At 53.8% G+C, this 15,367-nt stretch carries 11 protein-coding genes; 2 read left to right on the top strand and 9 right to left on the bottom strand.

The features are described 5' to 3' along the window. Positions 1-6: 6 nt before the first annotated feature. The 9 genes from G5179_RS04395 to G5179_RS04355 form a co-directional block, all read right to left on the bottom strand. Positions 7-2,871, bottom strand: a complete 2,865-nt coding sequence (locus G5179_RS04395; protein ID WP_421257948.1) for an ATP-binding protein — start codon at positions 2,869-2,871, stop codon at positions 7-9. Positions 2,872-2,980: 109 nt separating this feature from the next. Then, positions 2,981-5,905: a DUF1156 domain-containing protein gene (locus G5179_RS04390; protein WP_421257947.1), complete on the bottom strand. Its 2,925-nt coding sequence runs from the start codon at positions 5,903-5,905 to the stop codon at positions 2,981-2,983. Between the two features lie 13 nt (positions 5,906-5,918). Continuing rightward, positions 5,919-6,512 (bottom strand): retron system putative HNH endonuclease, encoded by a 594-nt coding sequence (locus tag G5179_RS04385; protein WP_421257946.1) that lies wholly within the window; start codon positions 6,510-6,512, stop codon positions 5,919-5,921. 3 nt (positions 6,513-6,515) lie between these two features. Further along, positions 6,516-7,853, bottom strand: a complete 1,338-nt coding sequence (locus tag G5179_RS04380; protein ID WP_421257945.1) for an AAA family ATPase — start codon at positions 7,851-7,853, stop codon at positions 6,516-6,518. A gap of 14 nt (positions 7,854-7,867) precedes the next feature. Beyond that, the gene (locus tag G5179_RS04375; protein WP_421257944.1) at positions 7,868-8,359 is read right to left on the bottom strand and encodes a hypothetical protein; all 492 of its coding nucleotides are present in this window, start codon (positions 8,357-8,359) and stop codon (positions 7,868-7,870) included. After that, positions 8,356-11,898, bottom strand: coding sequence for a helicase-related protein (locus G5179_RS04370; protein ID WP_421257943.1), 3,543 nt, complete (start codon positions 11,896-11,898; stop codon positions 8,356-8,358). The genes G5179_RS04375 and G5179_RS04370 overlap by 4 nt, the downstream gene beginning before the upstream one ends. A gap of 54 nt (positions 11,899-11,952) precedes the next feature. Further along, complete coding sequence (locus G5179_RS04365; RefSeq protein ID WP_064338624.1) at positions 11,953-12,192, bottom strand: HTH-like domain-containing protein; 240 nt, start codon at positions 12,190-12,192, stop codon at positions 11,953-11,955. Positions 12,193-12,420: 228 nt separating this feature from the next. Beyond that, a complete protein-coding gene (locus G5179_RS04360; protein WP_216974087.1) occupies positions 12,421-13,188 on the bottom strand; it encodes an LEM-3-like GIY-YIG domain-containing protein in 768 nt (255 codons plus the stop codon). Between the two features lie 179 nt (positions 13,189-13,367). Beyond that, entirely contained in the window at positions 13,368-13,556 is a 189-nt protein-coding gene (locus G5179_RS04355) for a DUF3283 family protein (protein WP_064338625.1), read from the bottom strand. 115 nt (positions 13,557-13,671) lie between these two features. Between G5179_RS04355 and umuD the strand changes: the two genes are divergently transcribed. Then, positions 13,672-14,115 carry a translesion error-prone DNA polymerase V autoproteolytic subunit gene (gene umuD, locus G5179_RS04350; protein WP_421257942.1) on the top strand — a complete coding sequence of 148 codons (444 nt, stop codon included), beginning with the start codon at positions 13,672-13,674 and terminating at the stop codon, positions 14,113-14,115. Beyond that, entirely contained in the window at positions 14,096-15,355 is a 1,260-nt protein-coding gene (gene umuC / locus G5179_RS04345) for a translesion error-prone DNA polymerase V subunit UmuC (protein WP_421257941.1), read from the top strand. Before umuD ends, umuC begins: the two co-directional genes overlap by 20 nt. Positions 15,356-15,367 lie beyond the last annotated feature (12 nt).

Below are 15,367 nucleotides of genomic sequence, written 5' to 3'. Positions count from 1 at the left end.
TATGTTTTACTCTTCAAATTCAGCATTACCAAACTTGAGCATGCTGCAGTTTTCTTTAATAGCTCGCTGTAAGTTTGCATCAAACCCTTTCTCAGAGCGGGCATTGATCTCGATGGAGATCTCCACCTCAACACCATATTGGCTGGCAAAATTTTGCACCACCTCGTCCATGATATTGGCAAATTCCATTTTGGCTCTGATGGCATCAAGCCGCACAGAACCATAAAACCGGTTTTTTTGGCTCTCTGTAGCTGTCGGTTTGGGACTCACTGAATCTGTGCCAGAACCTGTGCCTGTACCCTCGTCCTCTCCGTCATCTGGTTCGCGCTCACCAGTCCCATCGCCGCCGTCTTTACCCGGAACAAGCCGCTTACGCTCTTCTTCATCACGCTTGTCACGGGCTTCCTGTTCCAGTTTGGCTCGATAGCACTGTGCAGCATCCTGGCTAATCAGCAGGCTGTGCTCATCCAGAAACACAGTGGATGATTTGCCAAAAGCAAACCCTTCAAAGCGATCGTCACGCAGACCAGACGCAAAAGCGAAGAAATCTTGACTCTGGATGGCCTCTTCAATGGTACGACGCAAGACTAGGTCATTGACCAAACGAGGCATATAGAGGTACTGACAGGCATCCTGCCATACCTTCAATGCACTGACTGATTCCACACCGTTGGCAAAATAGTATTTTTCCAACAAATTACGCAGATGAACCGGTGACCACTCTTTGATCAACCACTCCTCTTCAGCCAGCCGATTTTCAATTTCCTGGATCAACTTAGGTGCGCTGGAAGAGATTTGCGACACCTCCCATTCCAACGGCTGACCGGGATCCTGAAGCGGTGCCAGTAGCCACTTATAGGTGTCGCGGATCAAGCTATCGAACTGCTTCTTCGCTGTATCGCGATTTCCCTTGGCCTGGGTCAAATGCGCCAGATCCTGATTCAACACTCCGTTTTCGATATCGGTAACGATGGAGTGCCAGGCCAGATAGGTTCTACCCTGATCTTTCAAACGGTTCAAACTGTCATAATCGGAGGCGAGAAAGATCAGCCGGTTTTGTTTCACCCGCGGCTGCTCACCACGTTTAAACAAGATTACCTCGGCTGCTTTGAATGCCTGGTTAGTACTGCTACTGCGGCTATATGCAGAAAATGCAGACGGCTCCAGTACCACCAAACGCGGACCATTGCCGTATTCATCAGGCACATCGCCGGCAGGGGTGAAAACATGGATCCCGGCAAAACAATGTTGGGAACCAAAACACGCAGTTACTGACTTCTTAAGCAGCGGCATCAACTCTTCACGCTCACTGACTTTACTCTTGCGGGTTTCCATTTCCCGGCGCAGGTTAGGCTTGGTATCAAGCCACAGACGCTCTTTATCGCCATACAGGTAGGTCAAACGATCCCGCAGCCGAACTAACACATCCTTAAAGGTGGCCACTGTTTGCCCGGGCGAACAGGCGCCCAACATAATCCGCTCAGCCTGCAGACCGCGATGCATCTGATCACCTGAACTGGGGGCGCTGCCCAAAAACAGAGTACGCATCACCCGACGAGCGGCGTGGTATTGGCCAAAGCGGGTATCTTGTTTATCAATCTCTGCTGCTTCAGAGCGTGAACCATCCACCTCTTTTTCAATGACCGGCTCCCAGCCCTGTGGCAGATAATGAATGCTCTTGCCACGCACATTGCTGTCATCAAGAGGCAACGACCCCGGCATGATCAGCGCATCGCGGTTATCAGCCACCCATAAACGGTGAATAACGATGGCCATATACTGCAACACCCCACGGGTGCGCTGAAACTTGTCCAGCGTTGACCAATCCTCATAGAGGCGATCAAACACCTCCGGGTGGATCGGGTATGACTTGCACAGTCTGTCGTAATAGTGGCTGGATTGAGTTTCGTTTGGGAACTCATGCACATGCTGGCGATAGAAGTCAGCATACTGCTGTGCAATCCCCTGCACCTGAGCGACATCACCTGCCGACTCGAACAAACGACGGCGCACAATCTCAAAGGCCTCTTCAGTAGCGACCGGCTTCCATACCGACTCCACTCGCGCAAAATATTTCTCCAGCGAATCCAGCGCTTTCTGGCCCATGGTGCCGCCCACCTCCAGCGCAGACTCCGGCAAAGAGGCCAACAACATGGCATTGGGCACAGCCTTCATCGCTTCAGTCAACGCCTGAATAAAGGTGATATTGGAATCAAACGTACCGGCATTAAACTGCTTGCCCACTTCCAACTGGCGCAAAAATGCCACCAGCTCATCCATCAACACCACACAGGGGGCTGCCTTGGTCAGCAATTTTACCAACTGCTCTTTGCCCGGCGATGTGCCGTCGCGGTCACTGTCTGCCACCAACTCATAGCCTTCATCGCCCAGCAGTTGCCAAGCTAGCTCCCCCCACAAGGTATTGGCATGGACCATGCCGTGGGTGCGCGCTTGGCTCACCGACAAGTTAATCCCATCGATCACCGCGACGCGGGCACTGGGTAACTCATGAATCCCTGCCGCATCCAAAATAGGCGGAATACCCTGCAAGCGATCCGTGGTCACTGTGCGTGAGGCCAAGTGATAAACCGCCAGCATGGTGTGCGTTTTACCGCCACCAAACGCCGTTTGCAGCTGGATAACCGGGTCACCACCTTTACCAGCCAACCGCTCGGCGACCGATGCCAGCAGCAAACGCATCCCCTCAGTGATAAAGGTACGGGCAAAAAACTGCTCTGCATCCTGATATTCTGCTGGCGCAGAGCCATTGGCAACTTGAGTGATATCTGCTGCAAATTCCGACTGTTTGAAGGTGCCTTCCAGCACATCACGATGCGGGCGTGCAATTTCGCGCCAAGGTTTCAAACTCATAATTTCATTATCCCGTTTCAATCCAATTCAATGTTGGCTTGGAGCTCCAACTTTATCGAGCAAAGAGGTGTCGTCTCCTCTCAGCTCAGGAATCTTCAACTTCTCGCCTTTATAGATCCAGGCTATAGCTTTCCCCCACTTGCCCGCTGTCGGCCATGGCGCTTTGCATTGCGTCCCACGCGGTGACCAGTTCGTTATAGGCGCGGGCATCTTGGGCCCAGCCTTTGCGCTCGCAGAGTGTGTAGAGGCGATAGGCCAAGGAGCGAATGGCATCGCTCTTGCCTGACAGGCGCGCGAGCATGGCACCGGCGCCGCTGGCGCCTTCGCTGTTGAGGATCCGAATAAGTTGGTGCAGACCTTCCCATACCGGGGTGCGGTTATCACGCTCTGGCGCCCAGTCGCTGGGCAGCTCCATCCACTTGAGCAGTTGTACTTCACCTTGACCGGCGCTGATCACCCCAGCCTCTTGCAAGCCCGCCACGCTGGTGCCCTTGGCGCGGGCCAGCACATCCGCTTCACCAAACTTACCCACGCGCCAGCCCTGCTGTTCAAACCAGTGCAGGCAGAACTGGGTGTCATGGTCAAAGTCATCTTCTGCCAGGAAGCGGTTAATCAGTTGCAGCGCGGTCTTGACGCTCATCTTACTGCCGTCGGCTTCGAGCACTGCAGCATATTTGCTGAAGATGCCCATGCCAGGGCCAATAATGGCTTGGGATAAGTCCACCGGCGCCACCGCCGATTGGCTGATACCCAAGGCATCGATGCTGCCCTGGGTCATGTCATCCAGCGCCTCCGGCAATACCCGGTTAAGTTCACGGATAAACTGACGGCGGCTTATGCTGTCGGCATTCGCCGCGCGCTTATTGCATACCAGCACCACGCTGGAGGCTAGGGCATTTGCACCTTTCCCAATCAATCGCTCTGATTGCTCACTCCGCATTGGCCAAGTGCCACTGATTGCAAAACCTGCATCGATCACCGCCTGCAAAAATGTCTCCCAACCGGCGCTGGAAGTACCATCGGCCTTGGTCTCTGACTGTTTAAAGGCATAGTAGATAGTCACTGGGAACGCCGGGTGAGCTTGCTCAGCCAATTGGTGGATCGCCTTGCCCATGCCATCTAAAAAGAACGCCTCGGCCCCCTCCTTGCCGCCGTGGCGATACGGCGTGGCCACCAACTCCTCTGCCTTGGGTACCGCCATGGTGGCATAGAGACCTGGGAAGATTGGCCTCAGTGATTTGCGTAGCCAGACGTAGAAAAAGTCCGACAAGTCGGCATAACCGATATTGTCGTAATAAGGTGGGTCGGAGGAAATTACTTTATTGCTGCTAACTATTTGTGTTTGTGCGTCTTGTTGCGTCACAAACCCTCTTGAAGGGATTAATGGTAGTTTATCTATACACTTAGCAACAAAATCGGCAGCGGGATAAAAACCGCCGACCACATTTTCTAAAATTGCAGCCTCTGGATAATCCCATGTCATTGCAATTGCTTGCTTGCCATATAAATTCATGACCTTCTGGTTACCCGCAACCCAACGCGTACAAGAATTTGAAAAATCGGCACAGCGGTCAACTGTGAAAGCTAAATACACTCCCACCGCTTGCGCATAGGCGGTGGCGCCGGTGCCACCGGCATCGAGGCCGACGCCATCATCCGCCATCCCGGCAGTGAGGGCATCTTCGCGGCAGCAGGCAATGGCTTCACCCACCAAGTCCGAGAAGGTAGTCAGCGCCACTAATTGGCGCGGGGTGAACAAATCGCCGTATTTCTCAAGGCCATAGTTCGGTGTTTTAAAATCACGCGGATTATTGGGCAAAGCCATCTCAGGAGACCATTCAGGTCTTGCCTGCTGCGCTACGACCAACTGCTCATCCGTTGGGGAGAGATACACCCGCCCCTTTTTACCCTCGGCAACTATTGCCATCAGCCGTTGCCCCATGCGCCCGGCACTGCCTTCACTGCGAATGTATTTGTAATCGACAGGAGAGCCCGACATCAGGCAGATAAAGGCCGCTCGTTTGCCAGCTGTAGTACCACCTTTAGCCGATTCAGGTGGCGTACCGACCTTAACGGTGAACTGGTAGCTATCCCCTTGCACCACTGGCTCAACATAGGCCTCTTTGCCCGCCTTGGAGGAGAGAATAAAGGTGGAGGCCAGCGGCACCTCGACGTGAGAAAATGCCGGGCTGGGGCTTTTCACCGTGCGAGCCCACAGCCAGGCAATCACCGTCAGCTCATCACCTAAGTAAGGCGCCAAGTCTGGCCGCTCGGCGACCATGGCCTCAGTGACCAAGACTTTGGGGTAGAGATGGCCGATGCGCTGTTGCGCCTGTTCGCGCATCCACGCGCCATAACGGCGTACATCTTCCGCCAGTCCTTTAGCGCCAGACCAGTCGTCAAAGGCATCCTTGGTGGCCTTTTTCTTGCTGGTTTTATCGCTTGCCACCTCTGGCCCCACCGGCTCACGACCGGCAAATTTGGGCGGGATCTCGATCATCGCCTTGTTGATAGTGACCGCCACCGGGTTAAGGTCAGAGGCGTAGGACTCCAACCCCAAACGCTGGGCTTCCAGCGGCAAGGCGCCGCCGCCAGCAAAGGGGTCGTGAAAACCGGGCAATTTGTCGGGGTTAAACAGCTCAGCGGCGTCGGGGTGATCTTTATTCAGGGCGCAGATTTCGCGCCAGCTCTCCATGATGGCCGCCCGCGCTTGATTAAGCACCGCTTCGTTATTGGTGTTTTCCCATTTGACCAGCTCGCGCAGGATGTTAAACAGCTTTTCGCGCTTTTTGGCGGCTTCTTGTTTGTTCACCCCGTACTTAAAGCCATCACCCTGTTGGTAGCCTGGGTCGTTGACCATCTGGGCAAAAATCACGGCTCGTGCAGCAGCTAACGGACGACGTGCCCACCAAAGGTGAATACCTCTTGGATGCGGGCCTATGCCGGGCATTTTTTCATGAGCGCAGGCCGCATTGATATCATCAAGCGGCAGCGCCACCTCGATCAGTTTTTTGGGGGATTTGATGGGGGTCATGGGTGTTCCAACATTAGATGGATGCAGCAATCAGAGCGCGAAATGGCGCTGATTGCAAAAATTGGTCAAAATCGTCTGGCGCCGTTTGTAGCACAATAACGGCTTGGGCGAACCATTTTTTCCGTTCACTGACCAGATTGGGATCCTTATTCAACCCCAGCATGTCGCGCGTTTGTACGACAGGATGACGCTGCTTTCTGGTCAGTGTGGGTAATGGTTCAATCCAACCGTTGCTACCAGCTATCGCCCATTGCAAGTTACAGCCAGGGCCAGGCTCAATAGGCAACAAACTATTGCCTTTGCTCTGGCCACAGGTCTGGTTATTGATGCAGCTATGGGCATAGTTGTAGTAATCAAAACAGAGATGGGGGTGCGCATTTGCCCCCGCTTTGGGCTTGATATGCTCGACTTGCCCCTCCGTTGCCTTAAGTTGTCGCTCACAATAGACACACAGACCACCTTGGTCTTGATGCAGATCGGCTTTGACTGCATCTTTCACCGGCCTAAATACGAGACTATCAAAATTTGCGGCTGTGGCTGCTGGGTGAGCAGTGCAGTATTGCGTCAACGCCGGAGTTGGCATCGCACGATGCTGAAGTTCAATCATGGGTTATGACCCTTTTGCTGCCAGCTTGCGCTGTGCCAAGAATCGCCACGTGGCCAGGTCACTCTCATGAAACTGATACCCCGCCTGCCCAAGGGTTGCCAACAGCACTGTTGCCCGTTCAGATGTTTCCTCCCCCGCTCTGACCAGTAATTCGTATTCACTAATGGCCTCTTGCAGCTGCAGGCGTGGCTGGCTGTGAGTGTCCATCACCTTGGCCAGTGCATCACTGTTGTCATGGGCCAGCGGGCTAAAAGGCGGCATTCTGGCATAGGCGCCGTGTTCATCAGAGCCAAGTTGACGAATATTCTCTTTAGCTACAGTGGTGAGTACCTGCGGGCTATGGGTGGTAACAATAAATTGCACCAAAGGAAATGCCTGTTGCAGCGCCCCTAACACCTGCTGCTGCCACGCTGGATGGAGGAACATATCAACTTCGTCGATCATGACAATGCCACTGGTTTGTAGCGCCGCTTGCTTGCCTAAATGGGGGTTGAGCTTGATGCAACGCCATGCCAGATCGGCCACCAACGAGACCATGGCGCGCACCCCGTCACTGAGCAAGCTGACGGGCAGTACGCCTTGCTCAGGGTGTGTCATTGCCAACTCTTCATGGGGAAAGCTGTAGTGGAAATGGTGCCAGCCGGATGCAGGTTGCAAGATCGCATCAATCGCCGCTTGAATGCCGGTGATTTGCGCTTTGAGCGTGTAGCCCTGATACACCTCGGCCATCTGTTGTTGTTGCAGTTCGGCCAGGGTCGCCTTGGTAAACCACTGTTGTAACTGCTTGAAGTTAGAGGCTGGCGTTAGGCAATCTTCATAACCCATGCTGCGGCTGGCACTGACCACGGCTTTTCGTTCCATATTGCGGTGCTCTAGCCACAAGCGGCTGGTGCCATAATAGGCCACCACCGGCAGATCAACAGTCTGCACGTTACGTACTTGCGCCATTAAACCCTCACCGTAAGCGGCCAGCTCGCTGGCCTCTTTGACGGTGGTTTTATTGTTGATGCCGGTCAGTGCTCGTTTGATCTGGCAAGCTGGCTGATTAAAGCTGGCCACGATTTCGACCGGAAACATTTGTTCGTTGCTGGTCATCAGCTCTTGGCGCAAATAACGCGCATCCGACTTGGCAATCGGTCGGCCTTTACCCAAATCAAACGCCGCCACAAACGGGCTCACCGCCACCGCGACAGCATCGAGAATGGTGGATTTCCCCGCACCGTTGGGGGCTATCAGCACCGTCATCTGCGGGTGAAAATCGAGCGAGAGTGAAGCAAAACACCGATAGTTGGTCAGCGTGATGTGGTGCAAACTCAGGCTGTTTTGTTCTGGTAAAAGCATTTACTTCACTGTCCTTATTCCGCTGGAGACTGGATTTCTGAGAGCCAATATTTAATGTCTTCCAGAGACTCATTTAACCGATAACCCATTGCTTTGAGTCCTTTGACATCTTGGGCCTCTCGGGCCTGACTGATCAGCGACCTTACTGCTTCACATAAATCGATGGCAGGGTATGGTTGCCACATTCCGGAGCGCCAATCGAAGTAAATAAGTTGGTGATCGTAGTTGTAGGGCGCATCGAGTGAACGCAATAAACGCGCGATCGTCTGAGCGCCTAGCTGCTGTTGAATAAATGGGGCCAAAAAGTGCAGCTCAGCCAGATCCCGCGGGCTGAGGTCCATGCCTCTTTTGGGCTCAAAACTGAGCACCCCCGCTTGATATAACGCCTCCAGCGCAATAAACGGTATGCCCAAATTTTCCAGATGCTGTTCCAGACGATCACCGTCCCAAAAGGTCATCTGGTAGCCTTCAATATTCAGCCTGAAAGCATCGAGCCGACCAGTCATAAAGACTCCTGTGCCGTGACCGCACGTGCCAGCAAATCCGCCAAGTCGTAATTGATACTCGCCACGCCAAGGTCGGGCTCTTTGGTAAAAGGCTGGCGAATGTAGTACGGGCCTTGTGCCTTGTCACCCTCTACCAACACGATGGCCAGCAAAAATTTGTCTGCCTGGTTGAGGGCATAGAGGATCTCGTTACGACTGACGGTGATGGTGGTCTGCCCTTTGCTTCGACCTTTCACTTCAATGTGACGGTCTTGCGGCAAGGAACCATCGCTTTTGAGTGGCGGACGCGCGGTGATATCCCAGCCACATTTATCCGCTGCGACATCGATCACCGTATGGCCTAACGCCTGCTCCGCATCGGTGACCGCCTGCATCGCGACCCTTTCGATATGGGCGCGGCTGGCCGCATCAGGGCTAAACACGATCTCCCCCTTACGTTTGGCCAATAACCCTTGTGGGATCACCAAGGCACTGCCAATCACTACCGGAGTGCTGGAGATCACCTGCTTGAGCGCAATGAGTTCAGCGGTGCGCTGCTGTAAACGGGCGGTCAGTTCATCGACTCGGCGCCGCGCATTTTCTGGCTGCATTCTGGGCTGCTTGCCCGCTTTCACGTCATCGCTGAGCTTGAGATAGCGGTCTTGCCAATAGTTGATTTCTTTGATCAGGCGTTCATGCACAGCGGCCAAAGTTTTGTCTGCCTGCAGCTCACGGCGGGTTTTCACTTCCGCAAAATGCTCTGGCACCAGTTTTTCAGAGGCCAGTTGTAGCGCCAGCGGTTCCAGTGGCTGGGATAACCAAGGGGAGTGAAGAATATCTTGTACCAACGCCAAGTCCCCCTCGCTGATGGGCATTAAGTCCAGATGGGGCGCCCAGCCCGCATAACTGGCCTGACAGGCAGTATCTATCGCGACAAACTGCAAGCGTCGGGAGGCGATACTCTTTGCTTGTTCCGCCGTTTCTCTGACCGAGTGTTCCAGCATCATGATCAGGCGGGGTTCATCGCCATCATCGGTCGGATCAACCAATACTGCACCCTGCTTCAGTTTGCTACGATGGGCTTGCAAGGTGAGGTCCAGCACGGAATGCATCAGCGGATGCACCGGGTGCAACAGCTCAGCCAACACCTTGCCCGTCGGGCGTGTCAGCTGCTTTTCAAAGCAGACCCGCTCGTAACGCGGCAGTACTGGCGTGCGGCTTTCCCCTATGATGCGGTCTCGTTCGCGGATCACCGCCGGGACATGCCTGATCTCGTAGCGGCCTTGTTCGCGCTCGCGCAAATCGCCACCCAACATTTGGAAAGCTTCCTGAAAGAAGGCGCGGATAAAAAAGGGCTGCAAACGGCGCGCTTCGGCTTTTTCCATCTGCTCTTTGATGGCGTACAGCCCTTCCATCCCCATGTGGGATTCCACCAGTGCGTTGCGGCGCATGATCTCCTTGAGGTGATCGCTATCCAGCGCCCCCTCAATTGCTTGGTCCATTCTGGCGCGCACAGCAGGATCTTCACCATAGCGAATGGCATCCATCAGCAACTGTTTCAGCGAAACGTTGTCGAACGCCTCCCCCAGGATATCGAACACCTTGCCGCCCAGTGCTTGTTTCTCAATTTCTAACTTGGCGAACAGCTTTTGGAACACTTCACCTTCACGGGTTTCATTAGCCACGATATTCCACAGGTGACACACCTCTTTTTGGCCAATCCGGTGGATCCGGCCAAAGCGCTGTTCCAGTCGATTGGGGTTCCATGGCAGGTCATAGTTGACCATCAAGTTGGCATTTTGCAGGTTGACACCTTCACCCGCAGCGTCGGTGGCAATGAGCACCAATACGGTGGGGTCACTGCGAAACTCACTCTGGATTTTACGCCGCTCATCACGGTTGGTTCCGCCGTAAATCACCCTGACTGCACTTGGCTGGCCAAGCAGATCACTGACTCGCTGACGCAAGTAATTGAGCGTGTCTTTGTGCTCGGTAAAGATGATCAGTTTGCGACGGCTGCCATCGCGGTTTTTCATTTCCGGCGAGTCTTGCAGCAAAGCGGATAGCTGTTCCCACTTTTTATCATTGCCCGATTGCACCAGCACCAGTGCTTGTTGTTCCAGATCCTTGAGTGACAGGATTTCGGCTTCGAGCTCTAATATGGTCTCGGCTGCAGTCGCCTGATCTGCGACTTGCTCAGCATAAAGCTCGTACTCTTCTGCGCTTAAATCTTCATCCAACTCGTCCCAATTTTCTGGTAAATCGAGCTGTTTTGTCACTGTATAGCTACCCAGCGTTTCAGCTACGCCGGTTTGTTTCGCCTTCTGGCCACGGGCCAACAGCTTCATCTCTGCAAGCTTGTCTTTAAGACGATTACGACGCCGTTTTAACGATTGATAAATGGCCTCGGGGCTCGATGCCAACCGCCGTTGCAGTTGCGTCAGTGCAAAGCCAACGGTGGTTTTTTTCCTGTTGTCGAGTTTGTCGGCTCGATTCATCTCTTCTCGCACATAGGTCGTCACCTGCTCGTAGAGGCTTGCTTCAAGAGGAGAGAGATCGTAGTTGGCTGTATAGGCTCGACGTTCAGGGAATAGCGGTGTGCCATCAAAGGTCAATAGCTCTTCTTTCACCATTCTGCGCATCATGTCAGTAATATCGACTTTATGGGCGCCTTCGCGAAACTTGCCATAAAACCGATCACTGTCGAGCAGTGACATCCAGACCTGAAAGTCTTCTTCTTTGCCGTTGTGCGGCGTGGCTGTCATCAGCAAAAAATGGCGGCAAATGGACCCAAGCAGTTCGCCCAGTGCGAAGCGCTTGGTCTTATTGATTTTGTTGCCAAAGTAGTTGGCAGAGAGTTTATGCGCTTCGTCGACGATGATCAGATCCCAGTCGGTATTGCGCAGCTTCTCTTGTAACTCTTCGCTACGGGAAAGCTGATCCAGACGGCAAATCAGGCGATCTGTTTCGGTAAAAAAATTGCCCGTTGCACACTGCTCCTGCTTTTCTTTGCTGAAGATTTCAAATTGCAGGCCAAACTTTTCAAATAGCTCGTCTTGCCATTGTTCGGTCAGTGAGCCAGGAGATACCACCATAATCCGCCTGGCATCCGCTCGCAGCAGCAGCTCAGAAATGAACAAACCAGCCATAATCGTTTTGCCCGCACCAGGGTCATCTGCCAAGACATAGCGCAGCGGCTGCTTTGGCAGCATAGATTCATAAACGGCTGAAATTTGGTGTGGCAAAGGGTCTACATTGGCCATGTTGACAGCCATCATTGGATCAAACAACGCGGCTTGTGAGATTCGATAGGCTTCCAGCCCCAGTTTGAAATTGCCCCCTTCGGCATCGAAAGCCCATGGACGGCCCACCGTCGCGAGCTCTAGCACCATCTCATCACTTCGAAACAACATGCGTTCTGCCAAAACACCCTTACTGTCTTTGTAGTAAACCGTCAGGGCGTTCTCACCGACCTGCTCCACTGTCACCACGCGAACCACTTGCCCTTCGACAATGCCGCGGACCTGAGCATCTTTCTTGATCTCTTCGAGCTTGAGCATGTTGTTCCTTAATAACTTGCTGGCTTATAACGGTTTTTGCCAAGTTGAGCGATGTTAGAGTTTTGAGGTATCGAGCCCAGCAAGCTTTAACCGGGTGGTCAGATTACGCATTTTGCTGAATTCGGTACCAAGGCTCTCTTTGAGCCCTACCCCTTCACAAAATTCCCGCGCAGTCACGTGCTTGAGCTCATCTGCATATTTGAGCATCTGCAGATGTAGCTCGACGGTATATTGGTTGCGAGGTGCAGCCGACAAGGCTTGCTTGATCTGCTGATAGATCTCTTGTTCAGGCACTAATGACTCCAAGTAAGCTAATACAGCTAATTTAGCTAAATTAGCTACTGAACACCCTCAGTGCAAGCAGCATCAGCGTTTGACGTGACTCAACTTGCTATTTTTTGCACGATTGATTGTTCATCGCTCAATAAAGATTCGTACACGCTTAACTGAGCAGTACGGCTCAATTTTTGATACTCAGACCATCGAACCCATCTCGTCATGCCTTTACTACCCTGGCAACCATCACGACCAGGTATATTTGATGGGGTTGGAAGCACCCCGCTTGCGAAACTCATCGGGCAGCCTCTTGCCGACATACATGGCTTTGATCACCTCGGACGCCTCGTGGCCAACAAAGCCATAACGCCCTTCAACTGTCTCTCTACCAGGAAAATTGTTAGCTGTTGCTTCAAGCCACTGCTGCGCAATAAATGCACCGACAATCAACCCCTGCACTGTGGCTAAAATCACATCGGCTTGGCAGGCCTTGTCTTTATTGAGGCGCCAAGCAAAACGGGTGGCGTTATAAAGTGAATGATCTAATGCTGAACGGTTAACGCTGATCAGCAGCGCCTTATGGCGGAATTCGGCAGTTGGAGCACAGTACTTTTGGATGATCTCGGTTGAATGCATGGCACCAAATTCACTATTGCCATGCCCATCCATGATATTGGTGATCCCCGGATAGGCATCAACCAGCGCTGCTTCGACCTCAAAGGCTGTTTTTTCGTTCATACCGTGCCGATGAATAACATGCACCACATCCAGCCCTGCAAGATGGATGGCGCGAATTCGCTCCAATTTTTCCGAGACAGCGTCATCCTCAACACTGCCTTGGACATGAGCAAAGACCCGGTTGCCCTTCCCCTTGCCGATATAAAATGTTTCGCCATTGCGTGGATCAATCAGCCGGTACACGTAGTACTGCAGTTTACTGACAACTTCAGGGGGGAACGATTCTAACGTTTGGACATGCATGTTCAGGTTATTGCTCTCTCGTGCAAGCTGCATAACACAGCCATTATTTTAAATAAATTTTTTGAATTCTTACCGTACCGCTCGCGTGCCAACTAAGACGACACGAGTTGCTGTATCGAGCGTCTAAAAGAGGTGAGAGGCGATTTTATCGGGCTATGACAATTCCTTCGATACTGGGCATGTGTACATGTAACATTTTCAACCAGATAGAATTAACCTCGTTTGTATTTACCCACTTGCTCGAGAAAATAGCTGCCCAGCTCACCTTTATGCAGGCTTGCTTCGCTTTCTGCGCTGGCCAAGTGACCGTTGCGCTCCTTCCATACCGCATATGCGGCGGCCTTCTCGACCTCGACCCGTTCTTGCTGCTCTTTCGGTAGGGCACACAGATTGTGACTCATACTGACCTCTTTGTTATTTGTTGACGCCATGGTACGCCATCAGTGGCATGCAGGACTTGCGCTGGTTCAAAGGTGGTGCGCTATAATGGCTGTATATAAATACAGGTGTTTTACCATGAAGCTGTTAACCCCAGACCCATCACCCGCCGAGGTGACCATCCCGCTGTTCTTGCACCGCGCCTCTTGCTGCTTTCCCAGCCCAGCCAGCGACTATCTGGAAGGGAAGTTGGACCTCAACACCCACTGCGTGGCGCACCCTGCAGCAACCTTCTATCTGCGTGCCGAGGGGGAGAGCATGACCGGGGTCGGTATCTTTCCCGGTGACTTGCTGGTGGTCGATAAGAGCCTCACCCCGCGCCATGGTGATGTGGTGATTGCACTACTCGATGGCAGCTTCACGGTAAAGACCTTGCAGCTCAAGCCGAGGTTGCTGCTGTTGCCAGCCAATCCGGCGTTCGCGCCTATCGACCCTTGTATGAGCCTCTCCCTGGAGTTGTTCGGAGTGGTCACCCATGTGATTGGCAATCTGAGGCAGCGTGATGGCTATAGCGCTCGTTGATGTAAACAACTTCTACGCCAGCTGTGAGCGGCTGTTTCGCCCTGAGCTGCGTGGCCGCCCGATCGTGGTGCTCTCCAACAACGATGGATGCGTGGTGTCGCGCAGCCCCGAAGCCAAGGCGATGGGTATCAAGATGGCCGGGCCCTACTTCAAGATCCGCGAGCAGTTCGAGACGCATGGCGGTGTGGCATTCAGCTCCAACTACGCGCTCTACGGCGATATGTCTGGCAGGGTGATGAGCACGTTGGAGACCATGGCCCCCGAGCTGGAGGTCTACTCCATCGATGAAGCATTCCTGTCACTGTCGGAGTCGTTTGCCGGGGACCTGACAGCCTATGGGCAACAGATCCGGCAGCGAGTTTGGCAGTGGACCGGCCTCACGGTAGGGGTCGGGATTGGTCCCACCAAGACCCTCGCCAAGCTGGCCAACTATGCAGCCAAGAAGTGGCCTGCCACGGGCGGCGTCGTGGACTTGCGTGACGAGCTGCGCCGTGCCCGGCTGATGGCTATCACCCCGGTGGACGAGGTGTGGGGCATAGGACGGCGCTTGGGAGCCAAGTTGGTGGCACAAGGCATCAACACCGTGGCTGACCTGGTGGCTAGCGATGCCAAAGGGTTACGCGCCCAATACGGCGTGGTGGTCGAGCGGATCGTACAGGAGCTGCGTGGCCTGCCTTGTGCAGAGCTGACCGTTGAACCGGCGGCGAAGCAGCAGATCCTCTCGAGCCGTTCCTTTGGTGAGCGCGTGACCGACCGTGGAGAAATGGCCCAAGCGTTGTCGGGCTTTATGGCTCGCGCAGCCGAGAAGCTGCGGGCCGAGGGAATGTGTTGCCAGCAGGTGCACCTGTTCGTGCGAACCAGCCCCTTTGATGAACGAGCCCCTTACTACAGTGAGCAAGCTGGCGTCCGGCTGGTCTGCCCTAGCGATGATACCCGGTTGCTGCTGCAGCAAGTGAACGTGCTGCTACCGCAGATTTGGCGCGATGGTTACCGCTATCAGAAGGGGGGCGTCATGCTGAGTGAGTTCACCCCCAAGGGGCAGCAACAGGCTGACCTGTTTGCCCCGTCCTCCGCTCAATCGGACGCGCTGATGGCAGTGATGGACCAGATCAAAGCCAAGGGATTGGGGCGCGTAGGCTTTGCCAGCCAAGGTACGGGGTCGCCTGAGTGGATGATGCGACAAGAGCACCTGAGCCCCTGCTACACCACCCGCTGGGAGGACCTGCCGGTGGCGAGGTAGAGCTACATTCAC

Source organism: Aeromonas sp. 600886 (genome assembly GCF_049174935.1).
GTDB lineage: Bacteria > Pseudomonadota > Gammaproteobacteria > Enterobacterales > Aeromonadaceae > Aeromonas > Aeromonas veronii_A.
Note: the sequence above shows the minus strand (reverse complement) of the source record. Positions and strands in the feature narration are given on the sequence as shown.

Bases quoted from the DNA above. Each gene is read 5' to 3' on its own strand.
- G5179_RS04395 (WP_421257948.1), bottom strand. From the start codon at position 2,871: ATGAGTTTGAAACCTTGGCGCGAAATTGCACGCCCGCATCGTGATGTG.
- G5179_RS04390 (WP_421257947.1), bottom strand. From the start codon at position 5,905: ATGACCCCCATCAAATCCCCCAAAAAACTGATCGAGGTGGCGCTGCCG.
- G5179_RS04385 (WP_421257946.1), bottom strand. From the start codon at position 6,512: ATGATTGAACTTCAGCATCGTGCGATGCCAACTCCGGCGTTGACGCAA.
- G5179_RS04380 (WP_421257945.1), bottom strand. From the start codon at position 7,853: ATGCTTTTACCAGAACAAAACAGCCTGAGTTTGCACCACATCACGCTG.
- G5179_RS04375 (WP_421257944.1), bottom strand. From the start codon at position 8,359: ATGACTGGTCGGCTCGATGCTTTCAGGCTGAATATTGAAGGCTACCAG.
- G5179_RS04370 (WP_421257943.1), bottom strand. From the start codon at position 11,898: ATGCTCAAGCTCGAAGAGATCAAGAAAGATGCTCAGGTCCGCGGCATT.
- G5179_RS04360 (WP_216974087.1), bottom strand. From the start codon at position 13,188: ATGCAGCTTGCACGAGAGAGCAATAACCTGAACATGCATGTCCAAACG.
- G5179_RS04355 (WP_064338625.1), bottom strand. From the start codon at position 13,556: ATGAGTCACAATCTGTGTGCCCTACCGAAAGAGCAGCAAGAACGGGTC.
- umuD (WP_421257942.1), top strand. From the start codon at position 13,672: ATGAAGCTGTTAACCCCAGACCCATCACCCGCCGAGGTGACCATCCCG.
- umuC (WP_421257941.1), top strand. From the start codon at position 14,096: ATGGCTATAGCGCTCGTTGATGTAAACAACTTCTACGCCAGCTGTGAG.